14 protein-coding genes are annotated in these 19,395 nt (G+C 44.2%); 12 read left to right on the plus strand and 2 right to left on the minus strand.

Features of this window, described 5'->3' with window-relative positions; translation table 11 throughout:
* Positions 1-264: 264 nt before the first annotated feature.
* Together JMX96_RS04660 and JMX96_RS04665 are read left to right on the plus strand one after the other, a co-directional pair.
* Entirely contained in the window at positions 265-945 is a 681-nt protein-coding gene (locus JMX96_RS04660; protein ID WP_201567638.1) for a glutathione S-transferase family protein, read from the plus strand.
* A 139-nt stretch (positions 946-1,084) separates the two neighbouring features.
* Positions 1,085-1,669 carry a TetR/AcrR family transcriptional regulator gene (locus JMX96_RS04665; RefSeq protein WP_101205246.1) on the plus strand — a complete coding sequence of 195 codons (585 nt, stop codon included), beginning with the start codon at positions 1,085-1,087 and terminating at the stop codon, positions 1,667-1,669.
* 215 nt (positions 1,670-1,884) lie between these two features.
* Here JMX96_RS04665 and JMX96_RS04670 read toward each other — a convergent pair whose 3' ends face one another.
* Positions 1,885-2,802 carry a haloalkane dehalogenase gene (locus JMX96_RS04670; RefSeq protein WP_201567639.1) on the minus strand — a complete coding sequence of 306 codons (918 nt, stop codon included), beginning with the start codon at positions 2,800-2,802 and terminating at the stop codon, positions 1,885-1,887.
* Positions 2,803-3,064: 262 nt separating this feature from the next.
* Positions 3,065-4,360 carry a siderophore-interacting protein gene (locus JMX96_RS04675; protein WP_201567640.1) on the minus strand — a complete coding sequence of 432 codons (1,296 nt, stop codon included), beginning with the start codon at positions 4,358-4,360 and terminating at the stop codon, positions 3,065-3,067.
* A 193-nt stretch (positions 4,361-4,553) separates the two neighbouring features.
* Here JMX96_RS04675 and JMX96_RS04680 point away from each other — a divergent pair, with 193 nt between their 5' ends.
* From JMX96_RS04680 to JMX96_RS04725, 10 genes are all read left to right on the plus strand, one after another.
* Positions 4,554-5,318, plus strand: a complete 765-nt coding sequence (locus tag JMX96_RS04680; RefSeq protein WP_101205244.1) for an ABC transporter ATP-binding protein — start codon at positions 4,554-4,556, stop codon at positions 5,316-5,318.
* Between the two features lie 113 nt (positions 5,319-5,431).
* Positions 5,432-6,343, plus strand: a complete 912-nt coding sequence (locus JMX96_RS04685; RefSeq protein WP_227676920.1) for an ABC transporter substrate-binding protein — start codon at positions 5,432-5,434, stop codon at positions 6,341-6,343.
* Positions 6,340-8,517, plus strand: a complete 2,178-nt coding sequence (gene fhuB / locus JMX96_RS04690; protein ID WP_201567642.1) for a Fe(3+)-hydroxamate ABC transporter permease FhuB — start codon at positions 6,340-6,342, stop codon at positions 8,515-8,517. Before JMX96_RS04685 ends, fhuB begins: the two co-directional genes overlap by 4 nt.
* A 317-nt stretch (positions 8,518-8,834) precedes the next feature.
* Positions 8,835-10,184, plus strand: a complete 1,350-nt coding sequence (locus tag JMX96_RS04695) for a diaminobutyrate--2-oxoglutarate transaminase family protein (protein ID WP_201567643.1) — start codon at positions 8,835-8,837, stop codon at positions 10,182-10,184.
* Positions 10,185-10,313: 129 nt separating this feature from the next.
* Positions 10,314-11,819 (plus strand): pyridoxal phosphate-dependent decarboxylase family protein, encoded by a 1,506-nt coding sequence (locus JMX96_RS04700; protein ID WP_201567644.1) that lies wholly within the window; start codon positions 10,314-10,316, stop codon positions 11,817-11,819.
* A gap of 1 nt (position 11,820) precedes the next feature.
* A complete protein-coding gene (locus JMX96_RS04705; RefSeq protein ID WP_201567645.1) occupies positions 11,821-13,650 on the plus strand; it encodes an IucA/IucC family protein in 1,830 nt (609 codons plus the stop codon).
* Between the two features lie 106 nt (positions 13,651-13,756).
* Positions 13,757-15,151 (plus strand): lysine N(6)-hydroxylase/L-ornithine N(5)-oxygenase family protein, encoded by a 1,395-nt coding sequence (locus tag JMX96_RS04710; RefSeq protein WP_201567646.1) that lies wholly within the window; start codon positions 13,757-13,759, stop codon positions 15,149-15,151.
* Between the two features lie 78 nt (positions 15,152-15,229).
* Positions 15,230-15,832 (plus strand): GNAT family N-acetyltransferase, encoded by a 603-nt coding sequence (locus tag JMX96_RS04715; protein WP_201567647.1) that lies wholly within the window; start codon positions 15,230-15,232, stop codon positions 15,830-15,832.
* Positions 15,832-17,316 (plus strand): MFS transporter, encoded by a 1,485-nt coding sequence (locus JMX96_RS04720; protein WP_201567648.1) that lies wholly within the window; start codon positions 15,832-15,834, stop codon positions 17,314-17,316. Before JMX96_RS04715 ends, JMX96_RS04720 begins: the two co-directional genes overlap by 1 nt.
* A 120-nt stretch (positions 17,317-17,436) precedes the next feature.
* A complete protein-coding gene (locus JMX96_RS04725) occupies positions 17,437-19,392 on the plus strand; it encodes an IucA/IucC family protein (RefSeq protein WP_201567650.1) in 1,956 nt (651 codons plus the stop codon).
* Positions 19,393-19,395 lie beyond the last annotated feature (3 nt).

Raw genomic sequence — 19,395 nt, forward strand, 5'->3', positions numbered from 1 at the left:
ATGGTTAGATGAGTTTTGAGGGTGACTGTTAGTAAAAAAGTCTATATAAGAACAGAGTTATATCGACACTGTGTTTATTATATCAATATATAACATTACTTGAACGACCGTTCATTTGTGGTTATAGTGTATATCAGACAATAAAAATGTGCTTCAAATTTCGACGTCTATTTTTGTTATCTCATTACAGCTTTTATAGTCATTAGTATAGTCATTAGATTTGATAGTCATCAGACGACTGTCTTCATATAATAGGATAAAGTTATGCTTAAATTTTATTTTCATCAAACGCCAAACCCAATGAAAGTAGCATTATTTCTTGAAGAAACTGGGCTGCCTTATGAACTTGTTGCAGTAGATACCCTAAAAGGTGAGCAGCATACATCTGAATACCGTGCTATCAACCCAAATGGCAAAACACCTGCCCTAGAAGATGACGGCAAACGCGTGTTTGATTCTACGGCAATCTTGATGTATCTTTCTGAAAAAACAGGCAAGCTGGCAGGACAACCAGAAGATCGTAGCGAGATGCTGTCGTGGCTAATGTTTGTGGCATCTGGATTGGGCCCTTTTTCTGGTCAATCTGTTCACTTTAGACATAAAGCGCCAGAGAAAATCCCGTATGCGATTAATCGCTACCTTCGTGAGGCCGAGCGTCATTATGAAGTGCTAGATACGCATCTAGAAGGCCGTGAATATATGGTTGGTGATAGTTACTCAATCGCTGATATTTCTACTTGGGGCTGGATTGATAAGGCGACTGTCGTGCTAGGCGAAGACGGCTTGGATAACTATCCGAATCTAAAGCGCTGGTTTGATAGTATTAATGCTCGTCCAGCGGTACAAAAAACCCGTGACATTCCTAAAGGTATTGATTTCAAAACTGAGTTTGATGACGTTGCTGCACGCGCGCTTTATCCGCAGAACTTTGATAAAAACAGTTAATCGATAAAAATAGTTAATCGAAGCAAAGAGACTTAATAAGTCTTATAATATAAAAAGTGATTAAAACCAGTAACTAAGGTTGATTCTACAAACTTTGCCTTAAAATAGATTTTAAGGCAGAGATATTAAGGTGAAAATTATGAGTGCTCCGATAAAGTTCAATCGTGAGGATGTGATCGAAAAAGCAAAAAATCTCTATTGGGAGAAAGGCTATCACGCGACATCAATGCGCAATTTGCAAGATGTGGTGAATATGCATCCAGGTAGTATTTATGCAGCTTTTGGTAGTAAAGATAAACTATTTACAGAGTCACTGAATCGCTATGCTGCAGATGGTGCCAAGAGATTGGCCGACTGTATTGAGCAAAAAGACACAGTGTTAGATGGCTTAAAACATTTTATCCATACGGTGATTGTCTGTAATAGTGCTACTGCGCCTAGTGGTATGTGCATGATCGTCAAGACAGTCGCTGAGCTTACTCAAAACGATAGTCCAGATTTGCTCGCACATGCAACGAATATCTTAGAAGGTATAGAGGCGTCATTTGCTGTGCTCTTTGGACAAGCCATTGATAGCGGTGAGATTAGCGCAGAAAAAGACCCAGTTGAGCTGGCGCGTTATTTCCAAATTCAAATTATAGGTCTCAGGACTTATGCGCAGGTCACTAACGACAATGATGCAGTAGAGAAGTATATCGATGATATTTTTAAAAATATCGTATAGTAAAGTTGTATAAAAAGCGGATTTTTTAGCGTCGATCACGCCGTTGCTTTTTATAAGGTGCTGTTTTATAAGACACTACTTAATAAAATACAATTTGATTAAATGCTAATGATTTGGTTTTGACAGCTCGCGCATTTTGTCGTTGACCAATCATTATAGTATTACTAAAAACCCTGATTGCTAGTACATTAGCAATCAGGGTTTTCTGTTATCTATTACTGTGCTTTCGGATTGTCATTGATGAACTTCAGCAGAAGCTCAGCCAACGTTTCGCCTTGGTCTTCTTGCAGGAAATGACCGCCATTAGTGATAGTCGTATGATTTTGACCTTTGGTACCCGGAATTAGCTTTTGCATGATGCGATCGCCGCCACCAGTTACGGGGTCGGAATCACTAAACAGTGTGATAAATGGCTTGTTCCATTTGCTTAGCACGCCCCAAGCTGCACGGTTGTTTTCTGAAGCAGGATCATCTGGTGTCGTGGGCACTAGGATAGGAAACTGTCTGGCGCCTTCTTTATAGGACTCATCAGGGAAGGGTGCATCGTAAGCATCCAGTACGGCTTGAGACAATGTTGTTGTGGTACCGCTTTTGATGGTGCCTGCTACATTGAACTGCGGCGTCTCCTGAGAGAACTTCTGCCACTTGCGAAAACCTTCACCAGGATCGTGATCCCCAGTCGGTAGCATCGTATTGCCTGCTGCGACGCGCTCAAATTTATCAGGATGCGCTGCTACTAAACGTAGGCCGATCAAGCCGCCCCAATCTTGACAAAACAGCGTAATATTTTTTAAATCCAATTGATCAAGCACCGATTGCATCCAATCGACATGGCGCTGATAAGTGTAGTCAGTACGTGATGCAGGTTTGTCTGAACGTCCAAACCCAGGAAGGTCTGGCGCGATAACGCGGTGTCCTGCTGCTGTTAGTATTGGAATGACTTTGCGGTACAGGTAAGACCAAGAAGGCTCACCATGTAATAACAAGATAGGGTCGGCGTCGCTTGGACCTTCATCAAGGTAGTGTACGCGTAGCTCGCCACCTTCTGTATCATCGACCATCAAATAGTTCGGTTCAAAATCGTAATCTTGCAAGTTAGCAAAATACGAATCAGGCGTCCTAAGTTTTTTCATATATCATCCTTGGTTTAGAAAAATAACAGTGCATTCTGGCACTGGTGTTAGATAGTCTATTAGAGGTGAGTCTCTAAGTGCTACTCGACTATCACTGGTAATGCTAGTGATAAGGCTATCTAACTATAGTTTATATTGATTAAACGTTCAAAATGAAAACTATACCCTACATGCATTCGTTGCTGCAAACATTAATAGTGGATGCGCCAGTAGCATCCACTATATATAGGATAGGTTTTGAGTTTCATTTTATAAGGCTAAACTAATCGTGACGCCAGTAGACCTTTACCACAACATCTGCGCGACTTAGCCCAAGTCGATCTTTCAGCAATGGACGCAATGCTTTGGCAGTATTCGCTTCTAGCGCTCCCCAGACTTTATCAATCTGTAGAGGATTGTCAGTCAAATAATCGCCTAATTTACTGTCAATTAGCGTGGCTAACTCTGCTCCCGAGTTTGGTTGATTGGTTACTATAGGCAGTACGGTAAAGTGGTTATCCTCGCGGCTTTCAGTATCGCAATCAAGGCCACTGCGCATTTTTACATTATCAAAATAACTTTGATCGCCTGCATCTTGCGTCACACAAACGACTAATGGTGGCGTAGGATTGTTCCATAGCTCTAGCAGTCGTGCTGCCGTTGGCATTGATGTCTCATCGACAATCAGTACCGCTTGACCGTCTCGTAAGTGCTCTACCTTTTCTGGAAACTCTCGTTTTGTGACAACGGTCTCGCCTGCTTGGAGTGCTGCTGCCCAGTTGCCGCCTGATGTATCCCCATGTAAAAAAACATCGACCCATGCTCGTATTCCATCATCAGCTTGCCATGCTTTTCTCAAAGTGTAATAGCAGTGAGGACGTGCAGGGCGTATGTTTTCCTTTGCACTGTCATCAGCTTTGTTGCCATTAGCTTTATTGTCATCAGTGCTGTCAGTCATCAATGCGTTGGTCATTGCATTGTGTTCTAAATCAAACAAGTAAGCGTAACCCGCTTCGTTGGTAGGTACTGACGTCGAGCTTGTGACGCCCTTAACATTACTTAACTGAGCGGTATTATTTAATGGCGTATCACTATTTAATGACGGCATGCTCAATTCAAGGCGCAGCATATTTTTGCTGACTCTATAACTACTTTGCACATCAAATACTTGCTTGGTCAGTTTGATTGTTTTTTTGCCTAGCTTTTTATCTGCTCTTTGTTTTAGCAAGATATATTGGGCTTGCAAATCATCAAGCTGGGAGATAGGTGCAGCAAAAGCGATAAAGAAAGTCTGGTTATGAAGCGAGTTATTTTGAGCGTCAGTTGATTGATTCTCTACGCCTTTTGGACAAGCCTGTATGGCAATACCTTCAGCATAAATATCAGTTATTTGGGCATCGACCAGATCCGATTCGGCGGTAGATAATGAGGTAAATGCACTCAAAAATCCAAGCAGTTCGTCGAGGTGCTCCTCATTAATATGAGCGACCACACTTGCTATTTCAGGATCGTTTAGGGAAGTGTATTGGCTGTTTTGGTTATCAGTGTTTTCTGTAGTAGCTAAAAGAAGGTTGGTCATATAAATACTCGCAATCAACAGAGCGTTGAAATTAAAGTGAATGAGTTTATGGTTAATGATAATTGTTTTTGTTATCATTTACGAGTAAAATCAATTTTTATTGTGGTTTGATCGTCAAAAATTGGTCTACAACCGATGGTCGATGAACCATCATTTTTATGACATATTATTTTTATCAACAATGAGTGCTTATATGCTACGTGCAAACCAGCTGACTATCAGCCGTCAAGGAAATACTCTATTAGACAACGTGACTTGTGAGATTGATACCAATCAGCTGGTGGCTCTGGTTGGGCATAATGGGTCTGGCAAGTCGACCCTGATCAAAGCGCTAGCAGGTGAGATGGCAAGTAGTAGCGGCAATGTCACATTAGATGAGCACAGTATCAATGACTACGGCAGTAAGGAGTTAGCGCGGCAAATGGCATATCTGCCACAGCAATTGCCAGAAGCTGCTGGATTCACGGTGCGTGAGCTGGTCATGCTAGGGCGCTATCCACATCAAAAATGGCTACAAAAGCCAACTCAAATAGATAAAGACAAAGTCGCGCAAGCATTAAAAGTGACTCAAACCGAAGCGTTTGCTGATCGAATTACTGCCACGCTATCAGGTGGTGAGCGCGCTCGTGCGTGGCTTGCGATGTGTCTGGCACAGGATACCCGTTACTTATTGCTCGATGAGCCACTTGCTGCGCTTGATATGCATTATCAAATCGAGGTCATTCAGCTCATTCGTCGTTTGGTGGATGAGCAAGGCTTAAGCGTAGTGATTATTATCCATGATATTAATCTGGCCGCGCAATATGCCGATCGAGTCATCGCGCTGAAAAATGGTCAAATATGTCACAACGGCGATATCGCCAGTACCATGCAACCTACCGTGCTACACGATATCTTTAATGTCGATATGCAGCTACTCAGTCATCCTATTACTGGACAGCCTGTCGCAGTCGCTTAACGTCTGGTTTCTGCTCTTTCTTTTTAATTCGCCTACAAAGATACGCTTCTATGCCTCCCGTTTTTTATACAGATAAATTATCGAAACGTCCAATAGTGACGTCAGTATCAGTAATGACAACATTGAAATGGTTCGCCCTCACATTGTGCTTGGTATTGACCGCCTGTAATAGTCAAACATCCACTACCTCAGAAGTAGAAAACAGTCACAGCGGTAGAATGAATATCGTTTCTCCTGACTGGGGTAATGCAGCGACTTTGACAGCGATGGGGCATGCACCAATTGCGACAGGTGATGTCAGGGTTTGGGACAGATGGGTGGGAAGCCCCAAACTGCCAACATCGATAACAGACTTAGGCATCCGCTATCAGCCCAACGCTGAGCTAATCGCTCAACTGCCTGTCGATATGGTCATAGATAATTATTTTTATGAGCATGCACGCAATTTATATGGCGATGTCCCTGCGGAGTCTGTGATGTTTGCTGCCAAAGGAGAGACGGCAACGTGGGCTGACTATACGGAACCGACGCGGGAGCTTGGCGTACTGATCGATAACCCAAAGATGGCTGAGGACTATATTGTACAAAGTCAGAAAGACATACAGCTGGCCAGCCAGCAATTCAAGGAGCGTTATCCAAAAGCCAAGAAATTCGCAGTGGTACAGTTTGCGGATGCCAATAACATGCGTATGTATGTGGCGAACAGCCTATTTCAGCCTGCGCTAGAGCAGATGGATAGAGAGCTTGTGGTATTGGGCAAAGGCAATAATTGGGGATTTGTGCCGATACGGATGGGAGATTTGGCGCAATTAGATGATGAGACTTGTCTATTAATTATCGACCCGCTGAGCCCAATCACTAGAGCTGAAATTGATGACAGCTTAATTTGGCAGCGCCTGGGTTATGGTAATACCCGCTGTGTGGGCGAGCTACCACCAGTATGGATTTATGGTGGGATGTCATCATTGGTTAGCCTAGCAAATAACTTGTCAGACGTTTCATTAAAAGGCGGGGAAGTACTATGAGCGCCAATGTAGACACTCACAACAAAAGCAATAATATCAATAACCACACCGACAGTTCTCATAACGACAGTGCTCATACGATGACATCAGCCTCTCAAGCAGCAATAGTTCCAAAACCCTCATCAACGTCATTGAAACAGTCATCACCACTGAATCAGCCACCGAACCAACCCAAACCACAGACTTCTTTATTTGCCAATTTGTCTTGGCGACTGTGGGCCATGCTCATCGGACTAGCGGCTTTGTCGTTATGGAGTAGTTGGGTACTGATAGATCAGCAGTGGACGCTCCCACTTCGTGATTTGTTGATACCAAGCTCGCAATTAGATATTGCCAGTATGGCGATACAGCTACATATAGTGGCAACCAGCGTAGTGGCGTTGTTGGCTGGCGGGCTATTAGGCGTGGTCAGTATTTTATTACAGCAATTGGTAAAAAACCCACTAGCATCAGATACGACGCTAGGTGTGGGCGTGGGTGCACAGTTGGCCATGCTCATCGTCACGTTATTTTTGCCAAGCTTAGCTATTTATGGCGGAATTTACGTGGCCTTTGTAGGGGCTATCATTAGTATGGGTCTGGTATTTGCCTTATCAGCACCCAGTCGATTTAATCCATTGATTTTGATATTGGCCGGTTTGGTGGTCAATATTTTGCTGGCGGCCGTAGCCAATGTACTAGTGCTATTTTTTGCTGAGCGTAGTAATGGAATGCTGTCATGGGCGGCTGGGTTTTTGGCACAAAACAGCTGGCATACCAGTATCGCGCTAGTCATCACTGTTATTTTGATGGCGGTTGTATGTCTTACATTACTAAAGCCATTAACGCTGATGAGTCTAGATGACACCCAAGCAAAACGTCTGGGTGTGCCTATTAATGGGATTCGTGCACTTGTTATATTGGTGGTCGCAGTCGTGACGGCTTTAGTAATTAGTGAAGTTGGCTTGATTGGTTTTATTGGTCTTGGTGCAGCAAGCTTGGTCAATGCACTGGGCATTTCTTCTATTGGTAAGCGTTTGGCCGCAGCCTTTGGGTTGGGAGCGCTGCTGTTATTGTTGACCAGTAATGTCGCGTTACTGCTTGAGCCGATACTGGATATGCAGATTCCAGCTGGTGCCATGACAGGTATCTTGGGTGCACCGTTGATTATTTGGCTGATTTTGCGTCAGCGTCGCGAGCGGATAGAGACAGTGACGCCTATGTTTGCGGGTAAGCATACATCCATTGCATTTTGGCGATGGGGTGTTGGGGTGCTCGCCCTTATCCTGCTTGCTTGTCTGTTTGTACAAGATATCAATGGTTGGGGGCTTAGTACGGACTGGGCGCTCACACAGCAGTACCGCTTGCCTCGTAGTTTGAGCGCTGCGGCCACAGGTTTGATGTTGGCAGTTGCAGGCGTGCTACTGCAAACTTTAACGCGTAACCCCATGGCCAGTCCTGAGGTATTGGGTGTCAGTTCGGGTGCCGCACTTGGGGTCATTTTAGGGTTTTTATTACTGCCAAGTTTAGGGCTATCTGCGGGAGCAGGGACGTTGCTGGTTTCAGGGCTGTCGGGGGCGATGGCCGTGCTGCTATTGATTATTTGGCTAGCACGTAGGGTCAGCTCAGGTTATTTATTGTTAGTAGGTATAGGCATTGCCGCCATGATGGATGGGGTGATGCATATGGTCAAGCTCTCAGGAGATCCGCGTCTAGAAGCGATGCTCAGCTGGCTGTCAGGGACGACTTATAGCGCGCAGCCCAGTACGGTATGGTATCTCATTGGTATTGCATCTATCTTATTTTCACTCAGTTTACTGCTGATTAAGCCTTTGCGCGTTCTTGGACTAGGTACAGGTGTGGCGCGTAATCTAGGTGTGGCGGTTACTCCAGTGACTTTGTCGTTATTGGCATTAGTGGCAGCGCTTAGTACGGCCAGTACGCTTGCCGTTGGTCCATTGAGCTTTATTGGTTTGATGGTGCCACATTTGGCTACTTCACTCGGTGCCGTCAAGCTTGAACGACAATTGCCATTAGCTGCACTTTTAGGGGCAAGCGTGATGGTAATAGCAGATTGGATTGGTCGTTATGTTATTTTCCCTTATGAGCTACCGGCGGGTACGATTGCTGCCATTATTGGTGGTGGCTACTTTTTATGGCTCATTCGTAAGGTGCCAGCCTCAGTAAATAGATAGCCGCTGTCTTTAGATAGCTACTAGCAAACGAGCATAGATGGTTTTAGAACTGTCTGTGCTCATTGGCTGTGTGTTACTGAGCGGTCGACGGTCTGTGATGGTCACCCAAACACTTTTCTTTATTATTTTTACCTCTCGAAAAACCAATAAATTGGGTTGACAGCAAATCATAGGTAGTAGATACTACACCGCATTAAAGATAATGATTATCATTTATATTATCATTCAATATAAGAAAACAGTGTTTTAAGAAGTAAGTGTCAAAATTTACTTTTGAATGTTTACCCAAGACGACTGACAATAACAAGGCTGAAGCTATGGACACGATCCTCTTAGACGAACCACTTGATAACGAATGCTACTTACATCGTCAAGAAAAATTTGAATCGAAGGTTCGTAGTTATCCACGTAAGCTACCTTTTGCGATTCAATCAGCTAAAGGCGCTTGGATTACCGATGTAGAGGGTAATAAGTATATCGATTGCCTATCTGGTGCTGGCACGCTGGCACTTGGGCACAATCATCCCGTAGTCATAGAAAGCATCAAAGCGCTATTAGACAGCAATCTACCGATGCATACATTGGATATCACCACACCGTTAAAAGATAAATTCAGCGAGTTCATGTATAAACTGCTTGCAACCAATAGCGATGAGTATTGCTTGCAGTTTTGTGGCCCGACGGGTGCTGATGCGGTAGAAGCCGCTATCAAACTGGCCAAACAAGTCACTGGTCGTTCAGGTGTGGTTAGCTTTAGCGGTGGCTATCATGGCATGACGCATGGCGCGCTGGCGGTGACAGGAAACTTGGCACCTAAACAAGGCATCGAAGGTCTGATGAGCTCGGTACAGTTCTTGCCTTATCCCAATATGTATCGCTGCGCGTTTGGCTTGCCTTTTGAGCAAAGCATCCACGCCCATATGCGCTATTTTGAAAACTTCCTAAAAGATGTAGAGAGTGGCGTGGTGAAACCAGCCGCGGTCATTTTGGAAGTCATACAAGGAGAAGGCGGTGTCAACCCTGCGCCGATAGAGTGGCTGAAGCATGTGCGCCGAGTGACAAAAGAGCTAGGCATCATGCTGATTATCGATGAAGTACAAACGGGGTTTTGCCGTACCGGACGTTGGTTCGCTTATCAATATGCGGATATTGATCCCGACATGATTGTGATGTCAAAAGCAATCGGTGGTGGTCTGCCACTTGCGGTACTGGGTATCAAAAAACAATACGATGTATGGCAGGCGGGCAATCATTCTGGCACGTTTAGAGGCAATCAATTAGCCATGGCGACTGGCCTTGCTACCCTCAATTACTTAAAAGACAACAACGTTGCTGACTATGTTTTAGAAATAGGCGCGTGGTTTATGGCGCAGCTAAAGATACGCCAACAGCGCTATCCAAAAATGGGCCAAGTCAGAGGGCGTGGTCTCATGATTGGCATAGAAATCGTCAATCCCAGCCTACCTAAGCAAAATGATGGTAGCTATCCAGCAGACAGCGATGTGGCTGCCAAAATCCAACAAGCGTGTTTTAAGCATGGATTGGTGATTGAAAAGGGCGGGCGCGGTGGCACAGTACTGCGATTATTGCCGCCACTCAATATAACTAAAGATGAGCTGCAGCAAGTCTTGCAGAAGCTTGATATGGCGCTAGAAGACAATCAATAGTCTTGCCAGCGCTTTAGCATGATTCACACATTTATAAAAAAACTCTGATAACAATTCTAATAACGACTCTAATAATAAGTCACTTATTTTCGATTTATACAATCGTGGAATAGGACGGGTGAGGATATTTTGCATTTATTAAATCAGCAAACCAGTGAGCAATATGTCACGCATATGCAAAAAACCAGCGCTGTCATCAAACAGTGGCTAGACGATAATAACGTGTATTTGGGCGGCACACCGCAACAAGTGCAAGCAACCAATGCCTTTAGCATCCGTGAGAAAGGCCGAGACATCGACACGATACTCGCTGATATTCAAAGTAAGTTTTTACCCAGTTGTGTGTCGACGGCCAATGCGAATTGCTTAGCTCATTTGCATCCGCCGACGTTAGTCATCGGACAGGTTGCCGAGATGATTATAGCGGCCACTAACCAAAGTATGGACTCGTGGAACCAAAGCCCAGCCGCGACCTATATCGAAAAAGACTTAATCAATTGGTTATGTCAACGTTGTCAGTTTGATGACATCTCTGGTGCCCTCTTTGATGAACAAACAGGCAGTAACGCTGGTGGTGTCTTTACCAGTGGCGGTACGCAAAGTAACCTGATGGGTTTATTGCTAGCACGCAATCAATTCTATAAAGCTAAGGGCGTTGATGTGCAAAAGGACGGCCTGGTGGGTCAGTCTAGCGGCAGTATTCTATGCTCAGACCAAGCGCACTTTTCTATTGAAAAAAATGCGGCGCTACTAGGTCTAGGTCAAAAATCTGTCATTAAAGTAGCGACTGATACATCAGGTGCCATGCTGATGTCTGACTTACAACATCAGATAGATAAGCTGGGTGCTGACAATGTGATGGCCATCATCGCAACGGCTGGCACCACCGACTTGGGTGCGATTGATCCTCTAATGGCTATCGGAAAAATTTGCCATGATGCACAGATATGGCTACATGTCGATGCAGCATGGGGCGGGGCATTGCTATTATCACAGCGCTATCGACACTTGATTGAGGGTCTGAATCAAGCTGACTCTATCACCTTGGACTTTCACAAGCATTTCTTCTTGCCGATTAGCTGTGGTGCTTTTCTCTTACGAGACAATCGGAATTTCGAGAGCATTCGCTATCATAGCGAGTATCTAAACTCTGCTGATGACGAACAGGACAATATCCCAAACTTGGTGACGTACTCTTTACAGACCACACGCCGTTTCGATGCCTTGAAACTGTGGATGGCGCTGGACTTACTGGGAACGGATGACTATGCAGCCTTGATTGATAGCTGTCTAGATACTGCTAAGCAAGCGGCACAGCTGATTGATACAAATGAAAATTTTGTACTGGTACATGAGCCTATTATCAGCAGTGTTTTGTTTTACTTTATACCCAAAGATACCGCGCTATCTGATGAGCAACTCGCACAGCTCAATCGCCACATTGTACAAGCATTATTGGTCAATAACATCGCCAATGTGGCCACCACCCAGTTTGAGCAGCGCCTTTGCCTTAAATTCACTATTCTAAATCCCAATACCCAAATCAATGATATTGCAGACATCATTGAGCAGATGGCTATTGCTGGTTTTAACCGACTCAATTCTGACAACCTGAACGTTGATGGGAAGAAATAACATGATGCAGCATAAAACGCTTGATCGACTTACACTACAAAATCTAATTAATGCTTACTGTTTTGAGACTGGGCGCGGCGATATTATTGCCGTAGAACAGCAAGATGATATACAGAAGCAGGCCTCACAAAACAAGCCTCTATTAGTGCTAATGCTATTGCCTTCGAACACGGTAATGGTCGTTCCTGTCGACAGAGTGAGCCAATTGGGTCAGCATCGTTTGGCGGGCACGCCGCTTATATTGAATAAGCAGGTAAGCATACGATCAGACTCAACATTAGACACGCAACTGGACGACCCTTTGCAAAACAGCCGATGGATAAAATCCTCTGCTATGAGCCTAGCGTCTTTGATGATTGAAGACATCGTGCATCGTTATAAAGACAAAGCGACGCTAGATGCCAATGGCGTATTAAAGCGCTGGATTGAGAGTTATGAGGGGCTACAGATTATTTTAGAGCATCGCAATGATGAGATTGATGACATCGTTGACTATCAGCAAGATTTTATTCAGACCGAACAAAACCTTATTTACGGTCATGCCATGCATCCTACACCCAAAGGCCGTTCTGGTTTTTATGGTACCGAATGGGCGAAGTATGCGCCCGAGACCAGTAGCAAAACCCAGCTGCATTATTGGCTAGTGCATCCCAGCTGCATTACAGAAGAATTCGTAGATGGCGAGAGTATTACCACAGCGCTCAAATCAAAGCTACAAGCTGATATGAGTGGCTATCAACAGCAACTTGTGGATGAGCATGCTGACTATAAGCTGTTGCCATTGCACCCTTGGCAAGCAAGGTTTTTGCAGCAGCAGCCGTGGTATCAAAAGCTGCTAGAACAAGGCCAATTGTTTGACTTGGGCGAGCTCGGTTGGTATTTGCATCCAACCACATCAGTACGCACGCTAGCGGCCTTTGATGCACCTTGGATGTTTAAACTGTCGTTGTCTGTGGCGATTACCAATTCGGTGCGGATTAACCTGCCCAAAGAATGTAAACGCGGGATGCATGCCTGCCGAATCTGGCGTAGCGACTATGGTACTCAGCTCAAAACCGAGTACCCTACGATTGCGGTATTGAATGATCCTGCTTGGATTGCCTTACGTGTCGACGGCAAAATCATTGATGAGACTATTTGCATCTTACGTGACAACCCTTTTACAGAGGATACGCAAGTCACCAATCTTGCCAGCTTAAGCCAAGACCATCCAACTCGTCTTACGAACCGTTTAGAGACATTGTTTAAGTCTATCCATAAACAGACAGGTGAGCCTTTAGAACAGGTGGCTATCCAATGGTTTGACACTTATTTGCAAGTTGGTTTTATACCGCTGGTTCATATGTATTATCAGCATGGTATTGGGTTTGAGGTACATCAGCAAAACAGTCTGATTGAGCTAAAAGACGGCTATCCTACTAAATTTTGGGCCAGAGACAATCAAGGCTTTGGCTATATTGCGGAGTACGCCACGCCACTCATTGACGCTTATCCCGAGCTTATTAGCGAAGGAGAGTGTGTCATTCCAGAAGACTTTGCCGACTCACGCTTTGCCTATTATTTAGTTGGCAACAGTATATTTGGTCTTATCACTGCTATTGCTCGTACTCAGCTTGTGAGTGAGGAGACATTAATCACGACGTTTAAAGAATGTCTAATGGCGTTAGAGCAACAATACCCACATCGTTCGTTATTTGACTTGTTGTTGCGTAGCCCTACATTGCCGTTCAAGGGCAATCTACTCACCAGACTCTATGCGCTCGATGAGCTAACCGCACCTGTTGAGACCCAGTCTATTTATGTCGATATCCCAAACCCTATGATGACATAGCACGTCATATTGAGACGGCAAAGATAAAAGTTAGGGTTCAACAAGAACTAGCATCAGAATTAACGTGACTATCAAATCACTACCACCAAATCACTAAGGGGCGACCGTGTTAGACATTATTGGTATTGGCGTAGGGCCGTTTAATCTAAGTTTGGCGGCATTACTGACAAAGACCGACGTAACCGCCAAGTTTTTTGAGCAAAAGGCTGAGTTTAATTGGCATAAAGGCATGATATTGCCAAACACCACACTACAAGTGCCTTTTATGGCAGACTTGGTGACATTGATAGACCCAACCAGTCCGTATTCTTTTTTGAATTATTTGCATACTCAGCACCGATTGCTCAAGTTTTACTTTTTAGAAGAGTTTAAAATTTATCGTAAAGAGTACAACCACTATTGCCAATGGGTAGCAGGGCAGTTGGATAGTCTGAATTTTGATGCAGCAGTGATCGACGTGGCATTTGACGATACCAATGATGGATTTGTAGTGACAGTCTCTGAACAAGGCACACAAAACACCTATCATGCTAAAAATCTGGTCATAGGAACGGGCACACAGGCCACGCTACCACCATCGTTGCAAGACATTGCCAAACAAGCGCCTAACCGCTGTATGCATACCGCCCATTTTGCAGATAATTTTGATTTGGACAGCCTCAATGCTAGTAGCCTTGATCTGAATAGCACCAAGACCGACAACAAGCTGACCAAAATATTGGTGTTGGGATCTGGGCAGTCCTCAGCAGAGGTGTATCGAACGCTGTTTGATCAGCAGTTTGATGGCGATGATAGTACTAATGATGACCCTAAGTTTCAGCTAGATTGGATGACGCGCTCGGCAGGATTTTTCCCCATGGAGTACTCGCCATTAGGTTTAGAGCATTTTAGCCCGGCTTATACAGATTACTTTTATCATTTAGACTCAGCAACCAAGCCACAAGTTACTGCCAAGCAAGACCTGCTCTATAAAGGCATGGGCTTTGAGACCATACGCGATATTTACCACCGCCTCTATGAGCGCAGTATTACTAATCAAGATTTGTATTCGACGTTGCTATCCAACTGTGAAGTGGTTGAGGCTACTCTGATAACAATGCTAGAAGATCCAGAACCGACAGACACCATAAAACTGGTAGGTAGACAGCGTGAACAGAATCAAGATTTTACTGCTGAGTATGACTGTGTGATTGCTGGTACAGGCTATCGTTACGGTCTGCCTGCGTGTTTAAAAACGATACTGCCTGCCATCGCGCATGATGCGTTTGATCAGCCAGTCATTGATAGAGACTATGCACTGAAGTATGTGCTAACAGATCAAAAAGATAATGCGACTGATGGCAAAATTTTTGTACAAAACCAGGAAGTGCATACCCATGGCGTTGGCGCACCAGACTTGGGGTTGGGGGCTTATCGAGCAGGGTGTATCGTCAATCAATTAACGGGTGAACAGACTTACGATACCGATGCCTTAAAAGTGTTTCAAAATTTTGGCGCGTAATGTTTTATAAGACTTGTATTTCATAAAAATCCTATTAATCACATAACAATATAACTGTATAACAATCAGGAGTCAGTCATGCCGACTATCACCCAAAACCTACCCGATACGTTTAGCATTGAAGCTTATCAAAAGACGTTTGCGTTGAGACCTGTCAAATACCCAGATGATATGCCATTGCTGTATAAATGGATGCATGCTGAGCATGTGGTCGATCAGTGGCAGCTACATCTCCCGATGCCGCAGCTAAAAACACATTTTGAAAAAATGCTAGCCGACGATCATCAGCGTCTCTACCTTATACTTTGTGATGATAAGCCGATTGGCTATACAGAGATTTATGAAACGGCTCGTGACCGGTTGTCTCAGTATTACAAAGCCAAAGAGACGGACATGGGCTGGCATATTTTGCTTGGCGATCCAGCGGTGGTTGGCAAAGGCTATCTCAAGCCAACAGGCATGATGATCAGCAAGTTTATATTTGAGCATACTGAGGCCAAAAAAATCGTAGTCGAGCCGGATAGTAAGGTTGAGGTATATCAATGGATTGCTGATAGCTTCGCTTATAGAGTGCAACGTCTGATTGAGATGCCAGAAAAAACCGCCTCATTGTATTTTTGCAATCGCGATGAGTTTCTAGAATCTAGAGGTTATCTCAGCTTTTATGGTGCCGTTGCTTAATGAGCAACGCCCCTATAAATAAAGCCTCTACAAATGACTCTCCTATAAACGAAGCCTCTCAGAGTAGTAGTGATGGCTTGAGCAACAAACAAGTACAGCAGGTGTTACTGACACTACTGCTCGGCGGTACGGTTGTCAGCTTTAGTAATAGTGCGCTTAACCCAGCCATTCCTGTTTTTATGTCGGTGTTTGATGTCGATATCGTGATGGGCGGCTGGGTGTTAAATGCTTATGTTTTAGCCATGAGTGTGGGGCTGATGCTGAGTGGCTACTTAAACAAAAAGTTTCCTTTTAAGCATGTTTATTTGGCGGCAATTTTTGGATTTATGCTGGGCTCAGTCATTGGCATGCTGGCGTCTAGCATGAGCTTTGTCATCTTTGCCAGAGCCATACAAGGACTGAGTGGCGGTCTGATTATCCCGCTGTCTATTGGTATGCTATATCAGATCTATCCGCAGCAGCAGCACGGTAGAGTAATGGCACTATGGGGCATTGTTATTATGATGTCGTTGGCGTTTGGCCCTTTGGTCGGTGCTTACTTGGTTGAGCAGTTTGCGTGGTGGACACTGTTTGCCATTACCTTGCCACTCAGTGCAGCGGTCATGGCGTTGGTGTGGCGATTGATACCTGACATACGCTCACATGATAAAAAAAGCCCTTTCGATACCATCGGGTTTGTCAGTTTGCTTATTTGGCTGCTTGCGATGATGGTTTGGCTGAGCACGCTGAAGATAGACTTCACTGGCCGGCTACTAAGCAGTGATGGCTTATTAAAGATAGCCACTTTAGGTTTATTGTCTGTCGGATTTTTACTGTCCGCGATGGCTTGGTGGGCATATGAGCGGCGGCAGAAATATCCATTATTAAACGTGCGCTTATTTAACAATAAAACCTATTTGCACAGTAATATCATTAGCATTACTCAAACAGTCGGTTTGATGCTGTGTCTCTTACTATTACCCGTGTTGATACAAGATGTGATGGGCGAGAGTGCTTTATGGACAGGCATTGTCCTGATGGTCGCGACGCTTGTAGCCAGTGTCACCACCCATTACGCTGGCAAGATGGTAGATAAGCAAGGTGCCAGAGGGATTGGTATCGTAGGAATTGCGATTAGTGCGCTATCTACTTTGATGCTGGCATGGTGCTTGTATCAGCCCACGCTTTGGCTATTAATGTTGATTATGAGTATGCGAGGTATCGGAGTGGGTCTAGCATACCTACCAACCACGACCGTTGGATTTAGCAGCTTACCAAAAGACTCTGTCACTGAGGGAGCTGCACTTAATAACATCAGTCGCCGAATTATCTCTACCATATTTATCACGCTGTCGACCCTTTATATAGGCAGTCGAAGTGCGCAGTTATTAGCAGCAGGTAGTAGTGACGGCATGGCAAGCGCGATCCAAGAAATACTGGTGGTCATCGCGGTGATTTTATTATTCACGATTCCTTCAGCGTGCAAATTACCACGATCCCCATAAACAAACACCCCGTATCGGGGTTTACTTTAACTTATTAACGTAAATAATTATCATTCGCTTTACACGCATCTAAATTCATACTTTTACTTGATTCAATTTTCAGACAGGAAGCTTATATCTATGTCCAATCATCTAACAAACTCTACCAAAAATAATAATAGTGCAAATGTCACTTATGCAACTAAACCGTGGCAAGCACCTGTTAATTCTAAAATCATAGCACGCGCTGAGCAACGGGTGATCAAGCAATTGCTACAAGCATTACTATATGAAAATATCATTGATTTTGAATCTAAAAGTGCGAACAACGCTAATGACAGTGCTAGTAACGAGACGCTGCTGAATTTTGTTATCAAAGCAGGTGATGATATCAGTTATACCGCGCAAGGCCATATTCATTATAGTTTTGACATCATCCGCTTAAATGAGTTAAATGTGCAGCGAGTGGTTAATGGTGTTGCCCAAGACGCCATTCTTGAACATGTAATCAGTGATATCTTGCTCAACATTGAGGGTGCAGAACTCAAAGACAGTTTTATCAAAGAGCTGCGCCATACCTTAGTGAACGAAACACAGTCTCAGATACTGGCTTCTAATATACCTATGCCTATTGATACGCTCACTTATGAGCAACTCGAAGGCTATTTGACGGCAGGGCATCCTTATCACCCGTGTTTTAAGTCTCGTATCGGTTTTGATTTACAAGACAACTATAACTATGGGCCGGAATTTGATCAGAACATCGACGTAGTGTGGTTGGCGGTCAAAAAAGAGCTACTGGTGAGCAATACCACTACTGGTATCGATATAAATGAATGGGTGAAAGATTATGTGGGTGCTGATGAATTCGATGCACTTAATGCCAAACTCACAGAAGTGCTTGCAATCATAAACGAGCCAAACGAAGGTACGGCTAGTCATGAAGTAGACGAGACGGCTAATAATTATTGCTTAATACCTGCGCATCCTTGGCAATGGCAAAACACCTTAATTCAAGTATTACAGCCACTGCTTGCCACGCAAGAAGTTATCTACTTAGGTAGTGCAGGTCATCAGTACCGCGCTCAGCAGTCTATTCGCTCACTGACGATGCTTGGTAATGCTGATGACAATGTAAATGGTGATACTGACGTTAGTAATAATAAAGCTTACTTAAAGCTGAGTATGCATCTGATTAATACCTCAAGCACGCGAATACTAGCAAAGCATACCGTGATGAATGCGGCTGTTGTCACCACTTGGTTAAATCAACTGATTGCAGATGACAAGACTGCCCAAGCATTACCCATTGCGTTTTTAGGTGAGACCGTTGGCGTTAGTCTAGACCATGAGGCGCTACGCACACGTGGCTACCAGCATCCAAATATGTATGGCGGGCTAGCTGCTATTTGGCGAGAAAACGTGAACCAGTATCTATCAAAAGGTCAAACCGCATTTCCGCTAAATGGTGTCAGTTATATCAATGCTGATGGCTCGCATTTAATAGCACCTTGGCTTGATAAATATGGCGTAGAAACATGGATTGCGCAGTTAATTAAGGTCACTGTCACCCCTTTATTACATATCCTGTTTGGTTATGGTGTGGCATTAGAGTGCCATGCGCAAAACATCGTCTTGGTACATGAAAACGGCTATCCCATAAAAGTCTTGTTAAAAGACTTGCATGACGGGGTTCGCTATTCACCTGAGCACTTAACCCAACAACACTTGCGTCCAAATTTTTATAGCTTGCCACCTGCACATGCAGCCTTAAATAGAGGCTCATTCATCGAGACCGAAGATACCGATGGCATTCGGGATATGACGGTTGCTTGCTTGTTTTTTGTGGCGTTGTCAGATATTGCGATTTTTATGCAGACGCATCATAACTATGCTGAAGTGGCGTTTTGGCAACAGGTTGCTGACTGCGTGACTGACTACCAAACCTCTCATCCAGAGCATCAAATACGGTTTGACTTGTTTGATGTATTCGCTGAACAAACGCGCATTGAGTCATTGGCTAAGCGCCGATTATTCGGAGATAAAGCATTCCCAATTAAATATATCAACAACCCATTGTTTAAAAGTCAGGGGTAAGAC

It is taken from the genome of Psychrobacter sp. JCM 18900 (genome assembly GCF_904846625.1).
GTDB lineage: Bacteria > Pseudomonadota > Gammaproteobacteria > Pseudomonadales > Moraxellaceae > Psychrobacter.

Coding starts and splice junctions, on each gene's coding strand:
- JMX96_RS04660 (WP_201567638.1), top strand. CDS start 265: ATGCTTAAATTTTATTTTCATCAAACGCCAAACCCAATGAAAGTAGCA.
- JMX96_RS04665 (WP_101205246.1), top strand. CDS start 1,085: ATGAGTGCTCCGATAAAGTTCAATCGTGAGGATGTGATCGAAAAAGCA.
- JMX96_RS04670 (WP_201567639.1), bottom strand. CDS start 2,802: ATGAAAAAACTTAGGACGCCTGATTCGTATTTTGCTAACTTGCAAGAT.
- JMX96_RS04675 (WP_201567640.1), bottom strand. CDS start 4,360: ATGACCAACCTTCTTTTAGCTACTACAGAAAACACTGATAACCAAAAC.
- JMX96_RS04680 (WP_101205244.1), top strand. CDS start 4,554: ATGCTACGTGCAAACCAGCTGACTATCAGCCGTCAAGGAAATACTCTA.
- JMX96_RS04685 (WP_227676920.1), top strand. CDS start 5,432: ATGACAACATTGAAATGGTTCGCCCTCACATTGTGCTTGGTATTGACC.
- fhuB (WP_201567642.1), top strand. CDS start 6,340: ATGAGCGCCAATGTAGACACTCACAACAAAAGCAATAATATCAATAAC.
- JMX96_RS04695 (WP_201567643.1), top strand. CDS start 8,835: ATGGACACGATCCTCTTAGACGAACCACTTGATAACGAATGCTACTTA.
- JMX96_RS04705 (WP_201567645.1), top strand. CDS start 11,821: ATGATGCAGCATAAAACGCTTGATCGACTTACACTACAAAATCTAATT.
- JMX96_RS04715 (WP_201567647.1), top strand. CDS start 15,230: ATGCCGACTATCACCCAAAACCTACCCGATACGTTTAGCATTGAAGCT.
- JMX96_RS04720 (WP_201567648.1), top strand. CDS start 15,832: ATGAGCAACGCCCCTATAAATAAAGCCTCTACAAATGACTCTCCTATA.
- JMX96_RS04725 (WP_201567650.1), top strand. CDS start 17,437: ATGTCCAATCATCTAACAAACTCTACCAAAAATAATAATAGTGCAAAT.